We start from the raw sequence: 22,106 nt of genomic DNA, 5'->3' as shown, positions 1-22,106 counted from the left end.
CCCTCTCGGTGCGTCACGGTATTTGCGAACAGGACCACCAAGGGCCTGATTCTTCGTGTTATGGTATGTGTGAACCGGATTGTGAATTCCGGAATGCAGTCTTGTGTGTTTTCAGTCGAAAGGAGAAAAGAGAGATGGTCGGTCTGGTCATCGTGACTCATGGAAACCTCGGTACGGAGTTATACAAATGCATGGAGGGGATGCTGGGCAAACAGACGGGTGTGAAAACCGTCTCCGTGGATTTTAATAAATCGGTGGAGGTCGCGCGGGAAGAGATTGCCTCAGCCATAGGGGAAGTGAATCAGGGCAGTGGCGTGATTCTGATGACCGATATGTTCGGTGGCACCCCTTCCAATATCGGCCTTTCCTTTCTGGACAGCCCGGAGATTCCCGTGGAGGTGATGACGGGCGTGAATCTCCCGATGCTGATCAAAGGGGTGACGATGCGAAAGGATGGGCCCCTGCTGGAATTGTGCGGTCTCCTCGAAGAGGCCGGCAAACGGGGGATCATTGTGGCCAGTGAACTTCTGAAGGAGCAGCAGGGACTGAGGTCCTGATGCAGCTGCTCATGGACTGAGCCGGAAATGTCCCGGCTCCCGGGAAGAAAATAATGGGTATCGTACTTTGTCGAATCGATGATCGTCTGATTCATGGGCAGGTGGTCGAAGGCTGGTTTCATTACGTTCATCCGGATCTGGTGGTGGTTGCCGACGATGCTGCGGCAGAAAACGCCTTTCAGTGCAGTCTCATGGAGATGGTGGTCCCCTACGGTGTGCGTACGGAGGTTCTGCCGGTGCGGGAGGCGGTTGATCGGTGCCTTGCCGGAGAATTTTCATCATATCGGGGGATCCTCCTTTTCCGTCATCCCCGGGATGTGAGGAAGGCGATCTCCTGCGGTCTTCCATTGAAGGAAGTCAATTTGGGTGGTCTCCATTCGATGGGGAAAACGCAGTTTCTGGGACAGGGCATCAATGCCTCCCAGGACGATCTGATGGAACTGCAGGCGATTCTCGATTCGGGGATCCGGGTGGAAGTGCGGACGGTTCCTGCGGAACAGTCGGTTAATCTGAAAAGCCTGCTCTGAAATTCGGAGAGTTTCTACGATTCGGATTATCGGTGGGAAGGCGGAGGAACTCTTGTTCGGGGATCTTTTGCGGGTTTCATTGGCAGGCGGGGTGATCGGGCTGGATCGCCTGGCCTTCGGGCAGTTCATGATTTCCCAGCCGATTGTGGCTGCACCCTTGGTCGGGTGGCTTCTGGGGGATTTTCATGACGGTATGCAGATCGGTGTGGTCCTGGAACTCTTCTGGTTCCGTGGTCTTCCCGTGGGGGGGCACGTTCCGAAGAATGCGACCCTGTCGGCCATTCTGACGACCGGGATCTCGCTGTCTGTGTGGGGCGCCGGCCCCGGTATCGATATGGCGTGGCCGGCGTGGGTCTTTTTGTGGGTGGGGCTTCTCTTATACCCCATCGGTTTTCTGGACCGGTGGCTTCGGAGAAAGAATGCACGCTTGATCCACATGGCAAAGGCGGCTCCATCGCTGGGGCAGGGTGTACGACGCTCAACGTGGGCGGGGATCGGCCTTTTTTTTCTTTATTATTTCCTGCTGACCCTGTTGGTCACCGGTTTTTTCTCTTCCCTGCTGTGGAAGGCCTATACGGCTTTGCCGGAAACCCTGCCGGGAGGGTTGCGGTTGTTCTTTTTTCTTCTCCCCGCGATCGGGATCGGGTCTCTGGTCGTCCGGAAAGACTTGTCCCGGGGATGGATGTTTTGTACCGCAGGTGGGCTTATGGCTTTTCTCCTTTTCTGGATTCTGGGTGAGGTCCCGGGATTTGTACCGGCGGTTCTGATGGCGGCGGCGTTGGGAATTACCTTTCTGAAAGGGCGAAGGAAGTCTATGATGGAGAAACGGTGGTGAAGAAGAGATCGCTTTCTTTCGTGCAAGGGACCCAGCTGGTGGTACGGAGTTTCTTTCTGCAGGCGGCCTGGAACTATGAAAATTTTCAGGGGATCGGGTTTGCCTATATGCTGGTGCCTTTTCTGCCGAGAGGGGTAGACGATGGAGAAGTCTCCCGGCGTTATCTGCGATATTTTAACACCAATCCTTATTTTGCCGGGATGATTGCGGGAGGAACGCTCCGCCTTGAAATGGAACGGGCGGAGGGGCATGTCTCTGTGGAGCAGATAGATCTTTTCCGGGAGGATCTGACCGGTGCCCTCGGTGCTTTGGGGGATTCCTTCGTCTGGGGGACGCTGCGTCCGCTCGCCGGATTGTCGGCAGTTCTGACGGCGATGTTTTCGGAAACCATGGCGCCTCTTTTTTTTCTGTTGTTCTACAACAGCGTGACGCTCTGGTTGCGGGTGTCGGGCATCGTCAATGGTTATGGTTCCGGTCTGAATTTATTGCAATATCTGAAGCGCCTGGAACTTCAGAAGAAGATCTACTGGATGAATGCCCTGACATTATTTGCCGTGGGGGCCTTTCTTCCTCTCTGGGGGATACAGGCCTTGCCCATGCGGTCTTTTGCCTATTTTGGATTGTGTGGTTTTTTGCTCGTTGTGATCGCCGGTGCCTGGCTTGGGGAGCGAAGGGGGGTCCCCCTTTCGGTGCGGGTCGTTTTTCTCTTTTTGTTGTCCCTTTTTTTGACACACATGGGATGGATCACCTTTTAGCATATCCGCAAGGGATCCCCGGTTGTGCCGTGTATGGTGATAGAAAGGCGTGGGGAGTGAAAGTTTGAAGGCGGCCAATGTAACGATTCAGAACAAGTTGGGGATGCACGCCCGTTCCGCTGCCATGTTCGTACAAACGGCCAACGGCTTTGAGTCGGAAATTGTTGTGATTCGGGGGAGCACCGAAGTGAACGGGAAAAGCATTATGGGCATCATGATGCTGGCTGCCGCCCAGGGGACGGAGTTGACGGTTCGGGTCTCCGGTCCGGATGAGGCGGAAGCGCTGGAGAACCTGGTCCGGCTGGTCAATGAGAAGTTTGGAGAAGAATAGATGAAATTCAAAGGGATGGGGGTCTCGCCCGGGATCGTGATTGGGAAGGCCTATGTGCTGAACCGGGAAATGGTCAAGGCGGAAGTCCAGTCGATTCCACCGGACCGAGTGGACGAAGAGATCCGGCGGTTTGATCAGGCCCTTTCAATCTCGGTGGAACAGCTTCAGTCCGTAAAAAAACAGTTCAGCAACCGTGTCGGCGCTTCTCATGCCTATATTCTTGAAAGTCATATCCTGATGCTTCAGGACACTCTCCTGATCGACGGGGTCCGAGATGTGATCCGTCGGGAGGAGATCGCCGCGGATGGCGCCTTGAAAAAAGTTCTGGATCAGTTCCTGACGGTTTTTAACGGGATTGAAGACGATTATCTGAAGGAACGGAAATCCGACATGATCCATGTGGGGGAACGAATCCTGCGTAATCTCTCCGGCCGTGAGCAGCACAGTCTTGCCGGCCTGAACGAAGATGTGATTGTGGTGGCCCATGATCTGACGCCGGCGGATACCATGCAAATGGACCGGAAGCATGTCAAAGGGTTTGTAACCGATCTGGGAGGTAAAACGAGTCACACGGTGATTATGGCCCGCTCGCTGGAAATTCCGGCCGTGGTCGGCATGGTCCATTTTACGGCCCGGGTTCAAACCGGTGATCCCCTGATCTTAAACGGCAACAGCGGGACCGTGATCGTCAATCCGGACAGCAAAACCTTTAATCGGTATCTGGAAAAGCAGCGTCGCTATATCTATTTTGAAAAGGAACTGCAGAAGCTGTCCCCGTTGCCGGCGGAGACCCTGGATGGGCATAAAATCCGCCTGGCGGCGAATATTGAGACCCCCGAAGATGTTTGCGGAGTTTTGGAACACGGTGCCGACGGCGTGGGACTTTTCCGGACGGAATTTCTCTATCTCAACCGCACGGAACTTCCGGGCGAGGAAGACCAGTTCCAGGCCTACAAGAGTGCCCTGGAGATCATCTATCCGGAGACGGTGATCATTCGAACCCTGGACCTGGGCGGGGACAAACTGGCGCGGCACATTCCTTACCCCGGAGAGAGCAATCCTGCCATGGGATTACGTGCAATCCGTTTTTGCCTGGAACACCCGGACATCTTCAGGACACAGCTTCGTGCACTGGCACGGGCCGGAATTTACGGGAATCTGAAGATCATGTTCCCTATGATTTCAGGTCTCCGGGAACTGCGGATGGCCAAGGAGATCTACTACGGGGTATTGGAGGATCTTCGGAGAGAGGGGGTACTCTTTCAAGAGGAAATTCCCCTGGGCGTGATGATCGAGGTTCCATCCGCAGCGATTGCCATCGATCTGATCGTCAACGAGGTTGATTTCGTCAGCATCGGGACCAATGATCTGATCCAGTATTCCCTGGCCATTGACCGAGTCAACGAGCACGTCGCCTACCTTTATGAACCTTTGCATCCGGCGATTATCCGAATGATCAAGCATGTCATGACGGTTGCCCGGGAGGCAAATATTCCGGCGGCGATGTGCGGCGAGGTGGCCGGAGATCCTCTCTATGCAGCGGCTCTTTTAGGACTGGGGCTTCAGACCTTCAGTATGAACCCGGTTGCCGTTCCACGGGTCAAGCGTATCCTCCGGCAGGTGACCCTGAAGGATTCCCGAAAACTGGCCAGAGAGATTCTCAACCTCGCGACCGCCCGGGAGATTGAGGAGTGGACAAAAGAACGAATGCAGTCGATGTTCCCGGATGAGCCGGAATGGGAAGAGGAGGCCGAGGAGTAGTGCGGGGAACCGGGAATCAACGGCGAGCCATGCGCCGTCTCCGGGAGACGGGGTAGGAGGGGCGCCGGCCCAGGTTGCCGGGCATCTTCTCCAGGTGAAACTGGATCCACATCTCGCCATAGCTTTTCATTTTCATCTTTTTATTGTTTTGCAGATGAATCAGGTTCTTCCGAATCTGTTCATCGCTGGGGTGCTTCTTCGACCCCTTGATCAAGACCTGGATCGCCTCGGCCCGGTCTCCCGTGCGAAGCAGGCAGAAGGCATAGAGATTCCAGAGAAGCCCCTCCTTGGGATTGTATCGTACGGCCCGCTGGAAGGTTTTGATCATTCGTTCCTTGTCTTTCCGCCGCATATAGATCGCGGCGAGCATTCCCTGGGCGATCCAGTGCCGGGCAAAGGCCTTCTTCAGAAAGGGAAAGGCGGTGTTGAAGTCTTTCTTGATGTAATGAATAACACCGATCTGGGCTTTCAGCTGAGAGGTGACAAAGAACTGGTAACGACCGTATTTCAATCCCCCTTCCAGGGTTCGGATCGCCCGGTCCATCTTCCCGGTTTTCAGGTCCCGTCCGACCCCCTCCATGAGTTCGGCAATGGCTTTACTGAGCCGGCGTCCCAGGAGATAATTGACTCCCATCATAACGACCAGGGCGATCGGCAGCGCCCATCCCCAGGCAAGAACATGAAAGAAATAGAGCAGGCAGAAAATCACCGCCCCTGCGGCGACGGAGATCAGAAGATGGATCATGACAAACAGTTCCTTTCAGTGAATTTAAGCCTCCAAACGGATTTACCCTAACAGATCAGCCATGCTGAATCAAGGAGAATCACGGAGCAAACGGTCGGAATCCCAAGTAATAAATGGAAAAAGTTGACATGGCTTCCGAGATACAGGTAGACTGTACCCACGCAAAAGAGAGTGGAGGATGTTGTTTTGGAGGAGATCGGAGCGGATGAATTTTTCTGTGTCGGACCGAGGATGGGGATTGTTCGCAACCGTCTTTTGTGCATGATTTCCATTCCAGGTCTGATTCCCGCGCAAGGTGTTCTGAACGATGACGCATCAGGCTGCGATGACTGAAAAGGATGTTTCCTTGCGGGTGGTTGTCTTGGCGTCCTGCAAGGTCCACCCTGCCTTTTCCTTGCTGAGACGCCTGACGGCCATGGAAATTGATTCCTATGACCGTCCTTTCCGACCGAAGCATATCTTGCAAGTCATTCGCCGGATGAAGCAGGCGGATCTCGTCTATTGTCATTCACCCTCAAATACTCGTATCCTTCTTTTTCGCCGATTGCTTGTTGTCTGGGTAAGCCGGTCCTTCTCCAGTGGACCGGAGGAGACGTTCTGAAGGTGACCGTCAGGTACCGTCCTCCTCTTCGGGATATCGGTGCGGAGCGTGACATTCCCGCCGTAGCGGGAGCAATAAGCGGTGTTCGGGGATTTTTGGTTTTGTTTGCACGGGTGGCCATACATTTTTCTCGAACATTCATATCTTATGTCTCCGCCTTTGTGGCCCGCCATACGGCGTGTGCCCACCATCTGGTTGATGAACTTAAATCCGCAGGTGTTGAAGCCGAATACCTACCGGTACTGAATCATATTCCGGTTGAAGAGGTCCCTCTTCCGGAGGAGTGGAGCCTGCTTGCGTATATCGGTTTTCATGCCAGCTCCGATACCCGGGACTTTTATGGTTGGAAGACCCTCTGCCGGTTGGCCGAAGATTCTCCGGATCTCAGGATCGATGTTGTCGGACGTGGTGCGGATCCGAAAGGGCTTCCTCCCAATCTCCGTTTTTTAGGTTATGTCGAAGATATCCGTCTTGTCCTGAGAAAGGTCAAGGGGCTGTTGCGCATTAATTATCATGACGGCATGCCCCGAATGGTTTTCGAGTCCCTGGCGCTTGGCCGTTACGTTATTTGTAATATGCCGATTCCCGCAGATTGATTGATTTTCTCGAAAGGAATACCCGCCACATTCTGGTTGCGGATCACGGCTACAGCCATCAATGGGGCGACGGTATGTCGAATTCCACGATTATCGGACGGCTTCCGTTCGGCCTGTGGCCGAACAGGAGCGGCAGATCGAGTGGAGTGGACGGATCTATCGCAGGCTGGGGTGGCGGTTCCCGAAAATCTTCGTCGCACCGGGGCACGGATGGAAACCGGGCGTCACGGATCGGCTCTACGCGGAGAGAAGGTGCTGTTTCCTGACCTCCATACTCTGGTTGAAGCGTCCTTTAAGTGAAACCGGCTTGCCTGCGTCCGGAGGGTTCCGTGAGATCTTTCGTCCCTGGAGGGTCTATCCGCAAGACTCCGACCAGTTGGTGATTCTCCCCCGGCTTGGTCTCCTGATTCCGGCAAGTTACGAATCTCCAGGGAGGAGTGTATGGTTCCGTATGTGCCTTGCGGTCCTGTCCCGGTCCCGGTTTCTTTGTTATTTGCTGCACAGACGTCCGGTGGTACAGCCGCACAACTATATGGCTCATATCATGAACTTTTCTACCGACCAAGCCCTGATCGGCTGGGAAAAATTCCTCCGGCGGATCTCCCGGAAGGTCCGAATTGCCTCGACCTTTGAAGAGAGCGTGACCTTGTGGCGGGAGAGTTCTTTTCCTTCAGAGGACGCCAGCAGTTTCCCATATGAGGGTGAATCGGGAAGGAAAGGAGTGGAATGAAAAGGAGGGTGCAGGATCCGCTCCGGGGGATCGCGGGGGAGGCCTTCTGGGTCCTTGGCAGCACGACGGTGATCGCTCTCGCCGGGGTCGGGCTGAATGTTCTTATCGGGAACCTTTTCGGAAGCGGTGGACTGGGCGTCTATACACTCTTTATGACGGTCTACCTCGCGGCCGGGACATTAGCGAGTCTCGGCCTGCCGGGGGCAGTGACCAAGTTTGCCACGGAACACAGGTTCCTCCCGGAGCTGGAGCGACGCTATTTGTCGTCCGCTCTAATTCTGTCGCTTGCAGGAAGCCTCGCTGTCTGCCTACTTCTCCTTGTGTTCCGGGATTCCCTGGCCGGCATTCTCAGGACTCCGCGACTTTCCGTCCTGATCGGGATCTCAGTGGCCGGGATCCCCCTCTTTGCCGTCAACAAGATGATCCTGGCCCGTATACGCGGGTTGCGCCGGATACGCAACTTTGCCATCGGGGAGAGCTGGCGCGTGATCCTGATCGTGGGGGTGACCCTTCTTCTTGTTATGGTCCGTCGTACGCTGGTCGCCGCCGCTGCGGCCCTGGTCGTCTCCGAGGGGCTTCTCTTTGTGCTCCTTGCCTGGGCCGGAAAGATTTATGCCAAGTTCACTCTCAGCGGACTCCGTAAACCGTTCAAGCATCTGATGTCCTATGGGCGGCGGATTCTGCTCAGCCGGTTTTTCCTGGAACTGGATGGACGAATCGCCTTTCTCCTGGGGGGCTATTTTCTCGGGACCGGTCCGGTCGGCATCTTGAGCGTGGCCTTTCTCTTTACGCAGGGACTGACTCTTCTCCCGACCGCCCTGATCAAGGTGACCGGGCCGGTGATTACCGAGCTTTACCTTGCGGATCGCAGAGATGCCTTGACGAACTTCATACGGAACACCATCGGGATCACGCTCTTTCTTCTTGCCGGAACAGCCCTGGTCCTCTGGTGGGGATTTCATCCCCTTATTGCCGTTCTTTATCCGGGAAAGCCCCTTTTCCAGCAGGCCTTCGTCCCGTTCGGGATCCTGGCGGTCGGTTTGGTTCTGCGCGGAGGGGTGGGGGCGGTCGGGTCGGTTTTTGTTAGCATGGGGCGGCCCGATATCGTGATGAAGCTTTCACCCATCCGTCTTCTAATCAATATCACGGCCAGCCTTGCCCTGGTCTCGCCCTTCGGCCTTTCAGGGATTGCCGCAGGGACCTCGGTGACGGGCGTTGCCGTTTTCCTCCTCTGGGTATTTGCCATGCGTAAGGCGGAGGAGATCCGTATCCGTGCGGTTCGTTTGTGTCTGTTGCCTTTTTTCGCGCTGTTGCTTGCGGTTATCTCATCGTTCCTTTCAGGCCGGTTCCCTTCATGGCTTGTCTATCCCGTGGCACTTGCTCTCTATGGCCTTGCCGGATATGTCTTCTTGGGAATAAGGGAGTATTTCGTCCGGCTTTCTTCCTCTCACGCGTTGCATGGGTCCGTCGGATCCGGAGGTAAGGAGGAAGCATGAGGTCACCGGCCAATCTTTTTCTTCTCGGAGTAATGCGCTCGGGGACGATCTTCTTCCGCAACCTCTTTTCGGCGAACCGGCGGATCCAGGTGGTCGGCTCCGAGATGAACCGCTTCTGGACCGAGGTCGGCTGTGTGCCCTGCGGGACGGTAGCCTGCTGTCCGTCGGGAAGTGCCTCCGATGCCGTAGAGGTTTGTGACCGGGTACGGCGGGCGTTTGATCTGTTTTATTGTAGACGGATTATCCTATGCAGTTTGTCTATCGCGGCTACCGGAAGATCCGCTACGGGAATGAAACCGTCCTGAAGTGGGGCGAGTTCTTCTTTAATCCTGAACAAATCGACCCACCTGATGAACAAAATCGGTTATCTCCGTGGGATCTTTCCCGATGCACGTTTTCTCATCCTTGTTCGGGATATTTATTCTCAGGCGAACAGTCTTCGTAAACATCTTCGCCGCATTGCCGCAAGAGGGTTGATCCCCGGGTACAGACCCGGTACGGGCGAATGCTGGTTTTTTGCCGAGAGGAGGGCCGGTGCAGTATGGAATGAGTCGTTCGGTTTGATTCCCAGAATCAGTCAGAGGAGAAAATAGTGCCAGCGCATCCAGCGGTGCGGGGGATGTGTCAGGATTTGTTCGATGAATGGTTGAAGATCCCCTGCTCCCGAATCCGTTCCGGGGTTAATTCTCTTATTTCCGTTTTTCGCAGGTCTTTCTGGAATTGGTAATAGGGGTCGAAAGTGAAGCCCCATTTTGGTTTCTTCGATGCAGTCTTCCGGGCGGTGGATCGAGGAATCGACGGAGTCGGGAAGACTCCAATATCGTTGCTGCCGCAGGGAAGACCGCTGGAAACGGAGGATCGTTCCCGGAGGCAGTTTACGGATTCCTTTGAAGAGGCTCTTTTCTAAGGGGTTGAAGCGGATGTTCAGCAGGAAATGGAGGGCTTTGCGATTTAACTTTATATATGTGCTGTCAACCGATTTGTATTGTTTGTCTATGATCGATAACTCCCCCCCTCCCCCGAAAAAGCTTTTGTTTGCTGCATGCCGATCGTTGTGGCGGGAGAAAAGCCTTGACATCAAACGACGGACTCAGTAAGATTTCTTCTTGTTGGATCAAAGGTTGCGACTGAATTTTTCTGTACGTGCAAGCGGGGCGTAGCGCAGTCTGGTAGCGTACCTGAATGGGGTTCAGGTGGTCGGAGGTTCAAATCCTCTCGCCCCGACCAATTTTCCCGAACGAATGGAATTTGTTGATTTTCCGTATCACGTCCGTGAATTCATTGCCGGCTGAATGAACGAGAGCCCTTCCGGGGCTTTTTTCATTTTGATCGGCGACTCGGTCCGATCGAGGTTTTCTTGCTGATTCTGCTTTCCAATGATGACGGGGTTTCCGCTCCGGGGTTGAGGGCGTTGGCAGAAACGCTGCACGTGTTGGGGCGCGTCGTTGTGGTGGCGCCGGACCGGGAACGAAGCGCCGTGGGCCATGCCCTGACCCTCCACAAACCACTGCGGGTCCATGAACTGGGGGAAGATGTTTACAGCGTGAACGGAACACCGACCGATTGTGTGACCTTGGCGGTGAATACGATCCTGCCGGGAAAACCGGACCTCCTGATTTCCGGGATCAACCGGGGAGCCAATCTGGGCGATAACATCACCTATTCCGGCACGGTTGCGGCGGCGATGGAAGGGGCCTTGCTCGGGATTCCCTCGATGGCAGTCTCCGTCGTCGGTGAGGGGCATTTCCGGTACGGGGAGGCAGCGAAGGCCGCTTTGCGGCTGGCCCGGAAGATCGCAGATCACGGACTGCCTGCCGATACCTTCTTGAACATGAATGTTCCCAGTCTGCCGGCGGAGCAGCTCTCGGGAATCCGGATTACCTCCATGGGGCGGCGGACCTTCAAGGACCCGGTGGTGGAAAAGAAGGACCCGAGAGGGCGTGCCTACTACTGGATCGGTGGGGAGGAGATTATTTCCGGGGGGAAGGGGCATTCCGATTATGAGGCCATTGCTGAAAACGGCATCTCCGTGACTCCCCTGCATCTTGATCTGACCCATTATGAGGTCTTCGAGAAGATGGAAAGCATCCTCTTTGAGGGCGATTGAGCGATTGTTGCCGTCGGAAAGGTCGTCATGGTCCAATACAGGAATCCCGGGATTGCCCTGAAACGGCTGGTGGACGAGATCCTTCCCGCAGCGGGGATCGAAGACGTCCGGGTTCTCTCCGCTTTCCGCCGTGTGCCTCGTCACCGGTTCGTCGATGAGGCGCTGGCGCTTCGGGCCTATGAGGATGTTGCACTTCCCATCGGGTACGGGCAAACGATCTCCCAGCCTTCCACGGTTGCCTATGTCGCACAGGCGCTGGAATTGCAGGGGAACGAAAAGGTTCTGGAGATCGGCTCCGGCTCCGGGTATCAGACGGCCATCCTGGCGCATCTTGCGGAACGGATCTTTGCCATGGAACGGATCCGTCCTTTGGGGAATCAGGTCTGGCCGCGCCTTGACCGCCTTGGGCTTTCCAATGTGGCGATTCGGATCGGGGATGGGACCTACGGCTGGCCGGATCAGGCTCCCTTTGATGTTGTTGTGGTCTCCGCCGGGTCTCCCCGGATTCCGGAACATCTGGTTCGGCAGCTCCGTGTGGGAGGGAAGATGATCATCCCCCTGGAGGTCGACGGCTCCCAGCGTCTGATCAAAGTGATCAAACGTTCTTCCGGGATGGATCGGATCGAACTCGATCCCTGCCGGTTTGTTAAACTCGTCGGAAGATACGGTTGGGAGAAAAGCCCTTCCCGCCGGGGAAAGAGGAATGATGCCCTGGATTCATGAATTGCAAACCTGGATTGTTTCCTGGGCACAAACCGATAATGCTCTGGTGGCGCTCTTTTTTCTTGCCTTTGCCGAGTCCTCTTTCTTTCCCCTTCCCCCGGATATTCTCCTGATCGCCATGTCGCTCAACGCCCCCAGTCAGGCCCTCTATTACGCTCTTCTCTGTACGGTGGGGTCGGCGGCCGGCGGGGTCTTCGGCTATTTCCTCGGGCAGAAGGGCGGCCGTCCCCTTCTGAACCGATTTGTTTCGGCGGGGAAAATCCGTATGGTACATGACTATTTCGAAAAATATGAGGCCTGGGCCATTGGAATTGCCGGGTTTACCCCCATCCCCTACAAGATCTTCACCCTCTCGGCAGGGGTTTTTTATATTGACTTTCTGAAATTCGTTTTAGTATCATTCATAAGCCGCGGGGCCAGGTTCTTCCTGGTTGCCGGCATGATCGTTCTTTTCGGGGATTATATCACCGGATTTATCGAGAAATATTTTAATCTCCTCTCGATTCTGTTTGTCATCCTCCTCATAGGAGGTTTCTACGTTGTAAAGAAGATGTCTTCCCGGGCCGTATCGCAAAAGGATGAGGCCTGAGCAGACTTCCGGATCGGGGCGTGGCTCAGTCTGGTAGAGCACTGCGTTCGGGACGCAGGGGTCGGAGGTTCAAATCCTCTCGCCCCGACCACTCTTTACGATGGAGTAAAATTGACTCGGTTTCCCCGCCATGGCGGTCTTGGTGATCATATATTCCGGCGTAATGGAGGTCTGCATTGGTGCAGAATGCAAAAGGAGAAGACGCTGAGGCGTCTCCGGATGTTATGAAGGCGAAGGCCGGCAAGAAATCGCCGAAGAAGCAGAAGGCGATTTCCGCTTCTCTGGACACGATCAAGATCTACCTTCGTGAAATCAGTGCCATCCCTCTTCTGACCCCGGAAGAAGAAGTCGCCCTGGCCAAGCGCGTGGAGAAAAATGACGCATCGGCACGGGAGAAGATGATTGAATCCAACCTTCGACTCGTTGTCAGCATTGCCAAACGGTACATGAACCGGGGACTTCCCTTCCTGGATCTGATCGAAGAGGGGAATATCGGGTTGATCAAGGCGGTGGAACGGTTTCAGTACAAAAAAGGATTCAAATTCAGTACCTATGCTTCCTGGTGGATTCGCCAGGCGATCGAACGTTCCATCGTGAACCAGACTCGGACGATTCGCTTGCCCATTCATGTGGACGAGAAGATCAACCGGTTGGTCCGGGTTCTGCGGGAGCAGATCCAGGTCAAGGGCCGGGAGCCTACCGTGGATGAGATGGCGGAGGTGATGGATACGACCGTTGAAAAGATCAAAGAGGTAATGCAGGTTGTCCGCTCGACACAGTCTCTCGATATGCCGATCGGCGAAAAGCAGGAGAATTCTCTCAAGGATGTCATTGAAGATACCTCCATTCTTTCGCCCGATGATATTGTGGAAGGGATCAAGCGGCACGAGATGATCTCCGTCTGGCTGGAAAAATTAACGGAGAACGAGAAAAACGTGGTGATCCTCCGCTTCGGACTCGAGGATGGGGATCCGATGACCCTTGAGAAGATCGGCGAGGAGTTCGGCGTAACGAGGGAGCGGATACGGCAGATTGAGTCTTCAGCCCTCAAGAAACTCCGCTATATTATCACCAGGGAATCTCTGATTTTAGACGAGATTCTGTAAGGGGTCGTCTTGTTCGTAAATACTGTGACGCACCGGGGGGGCTGCCCTGCCGCCCTCAAATGCTTGCCTGTGCGTGTCTCCGCACGCAGACAGGCCACTTTACGAATAGGACTTTTTAAAAGATAGGAGCTTTTCATGGAACGACTCAAAAAACTGATCCGGGATGTCCCCGACTTTCCCAAGAAGGGGATCATCTTTAAGGACATCACGACCCTGTTGTCCGATAAACGGGCTTTCGCCCGCGCCATCGATACCCTTGCAAACCGCTATATGGATCGGGATATTGATCTTGTCGTCGGGATCGAGTCCCGAGGATTTGTGATCGGGGCGGCGTTGGCCTACCGTCTCGGTGCCGGGGTGATCCTGGTCCGGAAACCGGGAAAGCTTCCCTACAAGACGCACAAGACGATCTACGAGTTGGAGTACGGCACGGACCAGTTGGAGATTCATGAAGATGCGATTTCTCCGGGTCAGAATGTCCTCATCGCCGATGACCTGATCGCGACGGGGGGGACGGTCAGGGCCTCCATTGATCTGGTAAAGCAGCTGGATGGAAATATCGTGGAATGTGCCTTTCTGGTAGAACTGGAATTCCTGAAGGGGCGGGAGAAGCTCAATGGTTATCCTGTATATTCGTTACTGAAGTTCTAATCGTTTCAAACCCTGGAGAAAGGAAGGATCCATGCCGGAAAAATATCTATTCACCTCGGAGTCGGTAACGGAGGGTCACCCCGACAAGGTAGCTGACCAGATCTCCGATTCCATTCTCGATGAGATTCTGAATCGGGATCCGAACGGCCGTGTTGCCTGCGAGACGTTGGTGACGACGGGACTGGCCATGGTCTCCGGCGAGATCACGACGGACTGTTACGTCGACATTCCAAGAGTCGTGCGCAAGACGATCAAGGGGTTGGGCTATACCCGCGCCAAATACGGCTTTGATTATGAGACCTGCGCCGTCATCACCTCCATCGACGAGCAGTCGCCCGACATTTCCCAGGGGGTGAGCGAGGGGATTGGGCTGCATGAGGAACAGGGGGCCGGGGACCAGGGTCTCATGTTCGGGTATGCCACGAACGAGACGAAGGAGTTGATGCCGCTTCCGATCAGCTTGGCCCACAAACTGACGCAGCGGCTCTCCGATGTCCGGAAGGAGGACGTTCTGGATTACCTCCGGCCCGACGGTAAGTCGCAGGTAACCATTGAGTACGAGAACGGTACCCCGAAACGGGTTCATACGATTGTCCTTTCTACCCAGCACAGTCCCGACGTAACCCTCAGGCAGATCCGTGAGGACCTGATTGAGCAGGTCGTCAAGCCGGTCATCCCGGCGAACCTCCTGGACGAAGAGAAGGTGATCTATCATATCAATCCCACGGGACGCTTCGTCGTGGGCGGCCCCATGGGGGATTGCGGCCTTACCGGGCGGAAGATCATCGTCGACACCTATGGCGGCGTGGGAAGCCACGGCGGCGGCTGTTTCTCCGGCAAGGACCCGACCAAAGTCGATCGCTCCGGTGCCTACATGGCCCGGTATATCGCCAAGAACGTCGTGGCTGCGGGGATCGCCGACAAGTGCGAGGTACAGCTTGCCTATGCCATCGGTGTGGCCCAGCCGGTCTCGGTCCACGTGGACTCCTTCGGAACGGAGAAGATTCCTTATCAACGGATCATCGAGATTATCCGGGAGATTTTCGACATGCGGCCGGCGGCGATCATTAAAAAACTTGATTTGAAGCGTCCGATCTATCGGGCGACCGCCGCCTACGGCCATTTCGGGCGAAGCCCGGAGGGGATCCACTGGAAGAAGGGACCGGGATTCACCTGGGAAAAGACCGACATGGCAGAAGAGCTCAAGTCGGCAGCGGGACTCTGAGAAAGCGAAGAGGCAAAGGCAAAGGCACAAAGAGGCTAAGTTCAAGATCAAAAGCAAAAGCATTCACCAGCACACGGAGGTCACAGAGAAGGCAAAACAAATCACAAAAGATAAGAAAGACATGATCTCACCGCAGAGTCGCGGAGGACGCAGAGAAAAAACAAAGAATTTCCCCTGTCCTCCTTTACGCACTCTGCGTCTTGAGTGAGCATAGCGAACGGTCGGTAATAACTTGATTTGATTTTTCTTTATGATCTTCATGTCCTTCATGGTGTAAACAAACAGAGGAAAGGAAGAACCGATGGCAACGGAAACAACGACCAAATGTGATATTGCGGCGCCGGAACTTGCCGACGAAGGGAGACGGCGAATCGAGTGGGCCGATCAGGACATGCCGGTCCTGAAGGAGGTCCGGGCCCGTTTTGAGCAGGAACTCCCCTTCCAAGGACTGAAGATTTCCGCCTGCCTCCATGTGACGGCGGAGACGGCGAATCTGGTCCGGACGCTGAAGGCGGGCGGCGCCGACGTCCTTCTCTGTGCCAGCAACCCCCTTTCCACACAGGACGATGTGGCGGCCTCCCTCGTTCGGGATTACGGGATTCCCGTATTTGCGGTCAAGGGGGAGGACCGGGACACCTTCTACAGCCATATCCAGGCGGCCGTCAAGCACGGTCCCAACATAACAATGGACGACGGGGCCGACCTGGTCTCGACCATCCATGCAGACCATCCGGAGCTGGCCGGGCAGATCGTGTGCAGCATGGAGGAGACCACCACCGGTGTGATCCGGTTGAAGGCGATGGAAAAGGACGACGCCCTTCTCTTTCCGGTGATCGCCGTCAACGACGCCGACACCAAGCACCTCTTCGACAACCGGTACGGCACGGGGCAGTCGACCCTCGACGGGATCATCCGGGCGACCGACATACTCCTTGCCGGCAAGACCGTGGTTGCCGCCGGTTACGGCTGGTGCGGACGGGGGTTTGCCGACCGTGCCCGGGGGATGGGTGCGAACGTCATCGTCACCGAGGTCGATCCGGTCAAGGCGATCGAGGCGGCCATGGACGGATTCCGGGTCATGCCGATGATCGAGGCGGCCCGGATTGCCGACCTGATCTGCACCCTGACCGGCGACATACACGTCGTACGGGAAGAACATTTCAGGGTCATGAAGGACGGCTGCATGGTCTGTAACTCGGGTCACTTCGACGTCGAACTCGATCTCGTGGCCCTCAATAACATCTCCAAGTCGGTCCGGAAGGATGTACGCAACTTCGTCGACGAGCATATCCTGGAGGACGGGCGGAAGATCTACGTACTGGCCGAAGGGCGCCTGATCAATCTCTCCGCCGCCGAGGGGCATCCCGCCTGTGTCATGGACATGAGCTTCGCCACCCAGGCGCTCGCCTCCGAATATGCCGTACAGGAAAAGGGGAAGCTTGGGAGGAAGGTCTACGAGGTTCCCAAGAAGATCGACAGCTGGGTCGCCTCCCTGAAGCTCAGCACCATGGGAATCTCCATAGACGAACTGACGGAGGAGCAGCAGAAGTACCTCTCCTCCTGGAATATGGGAACCTGAATAAAAAGGGGGACCCCCAAAAAGCCGGGGGCTCCCCTTTTTATGAATCATCATGCCTTTTTCAATTCGAGAAATTCGGCTCACTCCTGACGAAGATCGCAGGGATTTGAAAGATGTGCTGGCCGACCTTCTCCACATTCCCTCCGGCCGGATCCGTTCCCTCCACATTCTGAAACGTTCCATTGATGCACGTCACGATGTTCGCATTCTCTATACGGTTGAAATTTCCGCGGATGGGGAAGAAGAACTCCTCAAGATCATCAGAGAAAAAGAAGGTATTTCGGCCGAAATCGTGATGCCTCCGGGGCCGCCTTTCGTACTTCACAAGAAAAGTTTTTATAAAAGGCCGGTCGTCGTCGGCTTTGGTCCCGCCGGGATCTTCGCCGCCCTTCTCCTGGCCCGGGCGGGGGCGGAGCCGATCGTTCTTGAACGGGGACGTCCCATGCAGGAACGGGTCCGGGATGTCTCCACCTTCTGGTCGAAGGGGGTGTTCCGGTCCGAGAGCAACGTCTGTTTCGGAGAGGGAGGGGCCGGGACCTTCTCCGACGGAAAACTGACCACGGGAAAACGGTCGGCGATGATTCCCTGGCTTCTCTCCGAATTTGTAAAAGCCGGGGCACCTTCGGAAATTCTCTACGAGGCCTATCCTCATATTGGGACCGACCGGCTTCGGGGCGTGATTGTTGCCCTGCGAAAAGAGATTGAGTCTCTCGGGGGCGAAGTCCGTTTTGGAAGCCGGATGACCGGAATTCTTGTGAAGAATGGCCGGTTGTGTGGTCTTGGGTTGGAGAACGGGGAAAAAATTGAAACGGACCGGCTCGTTTTGGCAACAGGCCATGGGGCGGAAGACACCTATGCCGTTCTGGAGCGGGCCGGCGTCGCGATGGAACAAAAGCCCTTGGCCGTCGGAGTCCGGATTGAACATCCCCAGGGGAGGCTCGACCGGGTTCAATATGGCCGGTGGGCGGGTCATCCGAGGCTCGGTCCCTCCCGTTATCGTTTAACCTACCGGGATCGTAAACAGGATCGCGGGGTCTATACCTTCTGCATGTGTCCCGGCGGGCAGGTGATTGCAGCTAATTCTCAGCCGGGTCGGATCGTCACCAACGGCATGAGCCGTTTTGGCCGGGCAAGCGGCTATGCCGACAGCGGTCTGGTGGTATCGGTTCGCAGGGAGGACTTTTCGGGCCGGGGGCCTCTCGCAGGTCTTGCCTTTCTGAGAAAGTGGGAGGAGGCGGCCTTTCGAGCGGGGGGAGAGAATTACTCCGCACCGGCACAGCGGGTTACTGATTTTCTGAGGCGGACTGTTTCGTCCAGTCTTCCGGAAACGACCTACCGGCCGGGGGTCTACTCCTGTGACCTCCACGCAGTGTTGCCCGATTTTGTGACGACGGGGCTCAAGGGGGCGCTGCGGGTCTGGGGGAAGAAAATTCCCGGTTTTATCTCCGAGGACGGAATCCTGATCGGTGTGGAGACCCGGACCTCTTCTCCGGTACGGCTTGTCCGGGGAAAGGATTACGCCTCAGTGACGGTGAGAGGTCTCTATCCTTTAGGGGAGGGGGCCGGCTATGCCGGGGGAATTGTCAGCTCCGCCCTGGATGGGGTATATTGTGTATTGTCTTTACTGGGGATGGAGGGGTTGGAATGCCATGGCAGGAGAAGAGAACGTCCGTAATCTGCGGGCGGAGCTGAAGGAACTGAAGGATTGCAAGACGGAGTTCGAACGGCTGACCACGGAATTGGGCCGCCTCTTTTTTGAGGCGGAACAGAGCCGGGATTTTAAGACCCGCTTCGAAAATCCCCGTCTCCTTCGGTGTTGGGAGATGACCCGGTGCTTCCGACAGGATTGTCCTGCCTATCAGTCCGCCAATCTCCGTTGCTGGCAGATTGCCGGGACCTACTGTGGGAAGTCCCCCTCTCATAATCGGGTTCACCCATTAGAGGATTGTCGGCAATGTGAAGTTTTTCAGGCGGCGACGAAGAATCCCACCGACAAGATGGGGGAACTCTTCAATGATATGATGTTCAGTCTGGACCGGAAAATGGAACAGATTCTGGAAGCCGAACGGAGACTTGAGAGACGGGTACGGGAAGCGACGCTTCAGCTCCGGGAATCCCAGGCTCAACTTGTTCACCAGGAGAAGATGGCCGCCTTGGGGCTTCTGGCTTCGGGGATTGCGCATGAGGTGGGGAATCCACTTGCCTCGATCTCCACGCTGGTTCAATTGATCCGGCGCAGGATCGATGATCCCGGGAACGAAGAAAGGCTGGCATCGATCCTGACCCATATCAACCGGATTTCAGGGATCGTACGGGAGTTGGTCGATTTTTCCCGGCCCGCCCGGAAAGGGACGGAGCGGGTGAATCTGCGGGAGGTCCTGGAGAATGCGCTGGCTTTTCTAAAGTACAACCAGACGGCCGCCGGGCTTCGGATCGTCACCGACTTTGATCCTAAGCTCCCCCCGCTGGAACTGGTGCGTGATTCCCTGTTGCAGGTCTTGATGAACCTGATGATCAATGCCGCCGATGCTATGGAGGGAGAGGGAACCCTGACGTTAGAGACTTGCCGGGCCGGGGAATGGGTCGTCATCGAAATTTCAGATACGGGAACGGGGATCCCTCCCGAGATTGTGCCGAAGATCTTTGAGCCCTTTTTCACCACCAAGGACGTGGGACGCGGCACGGGGCTGGGACTCTTTATCAGCTACGGTGTTATGGAAAGTCTCGGTGGTAGAATTGAAGTTGAAAGTTGTCCGGGGAAAGGGAGTACCTTCCGGGTTTTCCTTCCCCTGGAATTGAGTTGCAGTCGACAGGAGTGAGGGAAGATGTCAAAGAAAATTCTTATCGTTGATGATGAGACAACCATCCGGGAATCCCTGTCGTCGGTTCTTGCCGAGGAAGGATACAGCCCGGTGACGGCGGCCGACGGAGATGAGGCCTCGACACTCTTCGATCGCATTGCTTTCGATGCCGTCATCTGCGACATTCGGATGCCCGGCATAAACGGGATTGATCTGCTCCGACGGATTAAGACCTCCCGGCCCGGCACGCCGGTGGTCATGATGACGGCCTATGCTTCCGTCGATACGGCGGTGGAGGCCCTGCGGCAGGGTGCGGTGGATTACATCATCAAACCTTTTCTCCTGGATGACGTCGTCTTCCGGATCAAAAAGCTGTTTCAACTCACCGACCTGACCGAGGATAACCGGCTCCTTCGGGAAGAGGTCGCAGGCCGATACGATTTCTCCGATATTATCGGGCAGTCTCAACCGGTTCGGGAGATGCTGGAATTGATCAAAAGGGTGGCCTCTTCCAAGGGGACTGTCCTGATTACGGGGGAGAGCGGGACCGGCAAGGAATTAGTGGCCCGGGCTATTCACAACAGGAGTGACCGGCGGGCGAAACGGTTCATTCCCGTCAATTGTTGTGCCATTCCTGCGACCCTCCTTGATTCCATGCTTTTCGGCTATCGCAAGGGGGCCTTCACCGATGCGCAGGAAGACAGGAAGGGGCTCTTTGAGGTCGCTAACGAGGGGACCCTGTTTCTCGATGAGATAGGGGACCTTTCCGTTGGGCTCCAGACCAAGCTCCTTCGGGCTATTGAAGAAAAGGAGATCCTGCCTGTGGGAGGGACGGAACGAGTCAAGGTTGATATCCGTCTCATCGCAGCGACCCATCAGGATCTTCAGGAGCGGATGAATGCCGGGACCTTCCGGGAGGATCTTTACTATCGGCTCAATATTGTAGAGATCAAGGTCCCTCCATTGCGGGAGCGGATCGATGATCTCCCTCTGTTGGTCAATCATTTTATTCGGAAGTACAATCTTGAAATGAACCGCCGGTTCCGGGATGTCTCCCCGGAGGTTCTGCGGGTTCTGTCCGGGTACCGGTGGAAAGGCAATATCCGGGAACTGGAAAATGTCATGGAACGAAGCATGATTCTCGGGACGCCTCCCACGCTGCAACCGGAAGACCTGCCGCCGAATCTCCTGGAGGGGGATCGCCGCTCCGAGACCCTCTCCAGAGAAAATCTAAAAAGCGCACTCCGGGTTTACGAAAGGATGCATATTGAAGGGGTTCTTGAACGGTCCGGCTGCGACAAGCAGAAAGCGGCGGAACGACTTGGGATCAGTCTGGCGACGCTCTACAGGAAACTGGAACAGAAAGAATAATCCCCCACAAAAGAATTTTGTCTTCATCTCTTCCCTTCTCAATTTTGCGACCGGAATTTCGCCTCAATTCTCATTTCTGCAAATCGAGGGCGTCCCGCTTGTTGAAATTCCTTTCAAACTAATCAAAAAAAAGACGTCAAATCATCGGGTTATCGAAAATATTCATATTTGTGAATATTTGGCATCTCCTTTGCTTTTTAACAGGGAGGAAGGCAAAGGATGGAAAGATTCCAGGGGTTGCGTAAGGAGGGCTTATGACGGCAGAGGGAAGAAAGATCGCAATCATCCTCTCATCCGAGGACTATGTAAAGGTTCAGCTTGCCGGCATGATTGCCTCGGTGGCGGCCGTGTCCGGGATTGAGGTCCTGCTCTTCGTCTCTATGGGGGCGATTCGGAAGTTCCGGAAGGGGATTGGTGACGAAGAACGTTTCTCCGGGGCGGATTTTTCAAAGGTCCTGCAAGCGAAGAAGGTTCCCCCCTATCTCGATCTCTTCCGGCAGGCACGGGAGTTCGGTGCGGCAAAGATCTATGCCTGTCCCATGGCGATGGAGGTACTCGGTATGACGGAGGCGGACCTTGAGGAGGACGTCTTCGACGAAGTCGCAGGGATGACGAAGTTTCTCGTGGACGCAGAAGGGTATAATATTATCAATCTTTAGACCTGTAGTCGAAAGGAGGCCGCGAAATGAATCTGACCATTGACAAGAGTGTGGATGCACGGGATTCCTACTGTCCTGGACCGCTGATGGAACTGATCCGCATGATGAAGAGCGAACCGGTCGGTACGGTGATCGAAGTCCTCTCGTCCGACCAAGGGTCCGCCAAAGACATTCCGGAGTGGATCCACAAAGTGGGGCAGGAGTATCTCGGCGCCGAAGAAAAGGATGGATTCTGGAGCATCGTGGTGAAGAAAGTTAAATAGATGATCTCATAAAGGGGGCTCCATCTTGCGGATTCCGGGGCCGGCCCGGGGAGAGAATCGCAGAAGGAGCCGGATCTGAATGAAGCGTGTGGCCTGAA

General features: G+C 55.5%; 24 protein-coding genes and 2 tRNA genes. 25 read left to right on the top strand and 1 reads right to left on the bottom strand.

Annotated features, from left to right (window positions below; all coding sequences use genetic code 11):
* The first annotated feature begins 134 nt into the window (after positions 1 to 134).
* The 6 genes from GXP58_10590 to ptsP all read left to right on the top strand — a co-directional run bounded on the left by GXP58_10590 (position 135) and on the right by ptsP (position 4,766).
* The gene (locus GXP58_10590) at positions 135 to 557 is read left to right on the top strand and encodes a hypothetical protein (protein NOY54044.1); all 423 of its coding nucleotides are present in this window, start codon (positions 135 to 137) and stop codon (positions 555 to 557) included.
* Positions 558 to 610: 53 nt separating this feature from the next.
* Complete coding sequence (locus GXP58_10585; GenBank protein NOY54043.1) at positions 611 to 1,084, top strand: PTS sugar transporter subunit IIB; 474 nt, start codon at positions 611 to 613, stop codon at positions 1,082 to 1,084.
* Positions 1,085 to 1,136: 52 nt separating this feature from the next.
* Positions 1,137 to 1,919, top strand: a complete 783-nt coding sequence (locus tag GXP58_10580) for a hypothetical protein (protein ID NOY54042.1) — start codon at positions 1,137 to 1,139, stop codon at positions 1,917 to 1,919.
* On the top strand, positions 1,916 to 2,674 hold the full coding sequence (locus GXP58_10575; protein ID NOY54041.1) for a PTS system mannose/fructose/sorbose family transporter subunit IID: 759 nt from the start codon (positions 1,916 to 1,918) through the stop codon (positions 2,672 to 2,674). The genes GXP58_10580 and GXP58_10575 overlap by 4 nt, the downstream gene beginning before the upstream one ends.
* A 64-nt stretch (positions 2,675 to 2,738) precedes the next feature.
* Positions 2,739 to 3,005 carry an HPr family phosphocarrier protein gene (locus tag GXP58_10570; GenBank protein NOY54040.1) on the top strand — a complete coding sequence of 89 codons (267 nt, stop codon included), beginning with the start codon at positions 2,739 to 2,741 and terminating at the stop codon, positions 3,003 to 3,005.
* Complete coding sequence (ptsP, locus tag GXP58_10565; protein NOY54039.1) at positions 3,006 to 4,766, top strand: phosphoenolpyruvate--protein phosphotransferase; 1,761 nt, start codon at positions 3,006 to 3,008, stop codon at positions 4,764 to 4,766. It abuts the gene before it with no gap.
* Between the two features lie 16 nt (positions 4,767 to 4,782).
* Here ptsP and GXP58_10560 read toward each other — a convergent pair whose 3' ends face one another.
* Positions 4,783 to 5,511, bottom strand: coding sequence for a tetratricopeptide repeat protein (locus tag GXP58_10560; GenBank protein NOY54038.1), 729 nt, complete (start codon positions 5,509 to 5,511; stop codon positions 4,783 to 4,785).
* Positions 5,512 to 6,114: 603 nt separating this feature from the next.
* Here GXP58_10560 and GXP58_10555 point away from each other — a divergent pair.
* From GXP58_10555 to GXP58_10465, 19 genes are all read left to right on the top strand, one after another.
* Positions 6,115 to 6,708: a glycosyltransferase family 4 protein gene (locus tag GXP58_10555; protein NOY54037.1), complete on the top strand. Its 594-nt coding sequence runs from the start codon at positions 6,115 to 6,117 to the stop codon at positions 6,706 to 6,708.
* Between the two features lie 61 nt (positions 6,709 to 6,769).
* Positions 6,770 to 7,438, top strand: a complete 669-nt coding sequence (locus GXP58_10550; GenBank protein ID NOY54036.1) for a hypothetical protein — start codon at positions 6,770 to 6,772, stop codon at positions 7,436 to 7,438.
* The gene (locus tag GXP58_10545) at positions 7,435 to 8,934 is read left to right on the top strand and encodes an oligosaccharide flippase family protein (protein ID NOY54035.1); all 1,500 of its coding nucleotides are present in this window, start codon (positions 7,435 to 7,437) and stop codon (positions 8,932 to 8,934) included. Before GXP58_10550 ends, GXP58_10545 begins: the two co-directional genes overlap by 4 nt.
* The gene (locus GXP58_10540; GenBank protein NOY54034.1) at positions 8,931 to 9,239 is read left to right on the top strand and encodes a hypothetical protein; all 309 of its coding nucleotides are present in this window, start codon (positions 8,931 to 8,933) and stop codon (positions 9,237 to 9,239) included. Before GXP58_10545 ends, GXP58_10540 begins: the two co-directional genes overlap by 4 nt.
* 45 nt (positions 9,240 to 9,284) lie before the next feature.
* Positions 9,285 to 9,527: a sulfotransferase gene (locus tag GXP58_10535; protein ID NOY54033.1), complete on the top strand. Its 243-nt coding sequence runs from the start codon at positions 9,285 to 9,287 to the stop codon at positions 9,525 to 9,527.
* A 557-nt stretch (positions 9,528 to 10,084) separates the two neighbouring features.
* A tRNA-Pro gene (locus GXP58_10530) sits at positions 10,085 to 10,161 on the top strand.
* Positions 10,162 to 10,291: 130 nt separating this feature from the next.
* Positions 10,292 to 11,041: a 5'/3'-nucleotidase SurE gene (gene surE / locus GXP58_10525; protein ID NOY54032.1), complete on the top strand. Its 750-nt coding sequence runs from the start codon at positions 10,292 to 10,294 to the stop codon at positions 11,039 to 11,041.
* 27 nt (positions 11,042 to 11,068) lie between these two features.
* A complete protein-coding gene (locus tag GXP58_10520) occupies positions 11,069 to 11,764 on the top strand; it encodes a protein-L-isoaspartate(D-aspartate) O-methyltransferase (GenBank protein ID NOY54031.1) in 696 nt (231 codons plus the stop codon).
* Complete coding sequence (locus GXP58_10515) at positions 11,748 to 12,353, top strand: DedA family protein (GenBank protein ID NOY54030.1); 606 nt, start codon at positions 11,748 to 11,750, stop codon at positions 12,351 to 12,353. Before GXP58_10520 ends, GXP58_10515 begins: the two co-directional genes overlap by 17 nt.
* 14 nt (positions 12,354 to 12,367) lie before the next feature.
* Positions 12,368 to 12,444: transfer RNA gene (locus GXP58_10510), tRNA-Pro, on the top strand.
* Between the two features lie 88 nt (positions 12,445 to 12,532).
* Positions 12,533 to 13,459 (top strand): sigma-70 family RNA polymerase sigma factor, encoded by a 927-nt coding sequence (locus tag GXP58_10505; GenBank protein ID NOY54029.1) that lies wholly within the window; start codon positions 12,533 to 12,535, stop codon positions 13,457 to 13,459.
* 135 nt (positions 13,460 to 13,594) lie between these two features.
* Positions 13,595 to 14,110, top strand: a complete 516-nt coding sequence (locus GXP58_10500; protein NOY54028.1) for an adenine phosphoribosyltransferase — start codon at positions 13,595 to 13,597, stop codon at positions 14,108 to 14,110.
* Positions 14,111 to 14,141: 31 nt separating this feature from the next.
* A complete protein-coding gene (locus tag GXP58_10495) occupies positions 14,142 to 15,335 on the top strand; it encodes a methionine adenosyltransferase (protein ID NOY54027.1) in 1,194 nt (397 codons plus the stop codon).
* A 301-nt stretch (positions 15,336 to 15,636) separates the two neighbouring features.
* Positions 15,637 to 16,914, top strand: coding sequence for an adenosylhomocysteinase (locus GXP58_10490; GenBank protein NOY54026.1), 1,278 nt, complete (start codon positions 15,637 to 15,639; stop codon positions 16,912 to 16,914).
* Positions 16,915 to 17,020: 106 nt separating this feature from the next.
* Complete coding sequence (locus GXP58_10485; protein ID NOY54025.1) at positions 17,021 to 18,589, top strand: FAD-dependent oxidoreductase; 1,569 nt, start codon at positions 17,021 to 17,023, stop codon at positions 18,587 to 18,589.
* Entirely contained in the window at positions 18,564 to 19,733 is a 1,170-nt protein-coding gene (locus GXP58_10480; GenBank protein ID NOY54024.1) for a hypothetical protein, read from the top strand. Before GXP58_10485 ends, GXP58_10480 begins: the two co-directional genes overlap by 26 nt.
* Before the next feature lie 6 nt (positions 19,734 to 19,739).
* A complete protein-coding gene (locus GXP58_10475; GenBank protein NOY54023.1) occupies positions 19,740 to 21,086 on the top strand; it encodes a sigma-54-dependent Fis family transcriptional regulator in 1,347 nt (448 codons plus the stop codon).
* A gap of 254 nt (positions 21,087 to 21,340) precedes the next feature.
* Positions 21,341 to 21,745, top strand: coding sequence for a hypothetical protein (locus GXP58_10470; GenBank protein NOY54022.1), 405 nt, complete (start codon positions 21,341 to 21,343; stop codon positions 21,743 to 21,745).
* Between the two features lie 26 nt (positions 21,746 to 21,771).
* Positions 21,772 to 22,008: a sulfurtransferase TusA family protein gene (locus GXP58_10465; protein NOY54021.1), complete on the top strand. Its 237-nt coding sequence runs from the start codon at positions 21,772 to 21,774 to the stop codon at positions 22,006 to 22,008.
* Positions 22,009 to 22,106: the final 98 nt, after the last annotated feature.

It is taken from the genome of Deltaproteobacteria bacterium (assembly GCA_013151235.1).
Lineage (GTDB): Bacteria > CG2-30-53-67 > CG2-30-53-67 > CG2-30-53-67 > CG2-30-53-67 > JAADIO01.
The sequence above is the reverse complement of the archived record's forward strand: the minus strand, read 5'-3'. Positions and strand labels throughout refer to the sequence as shown.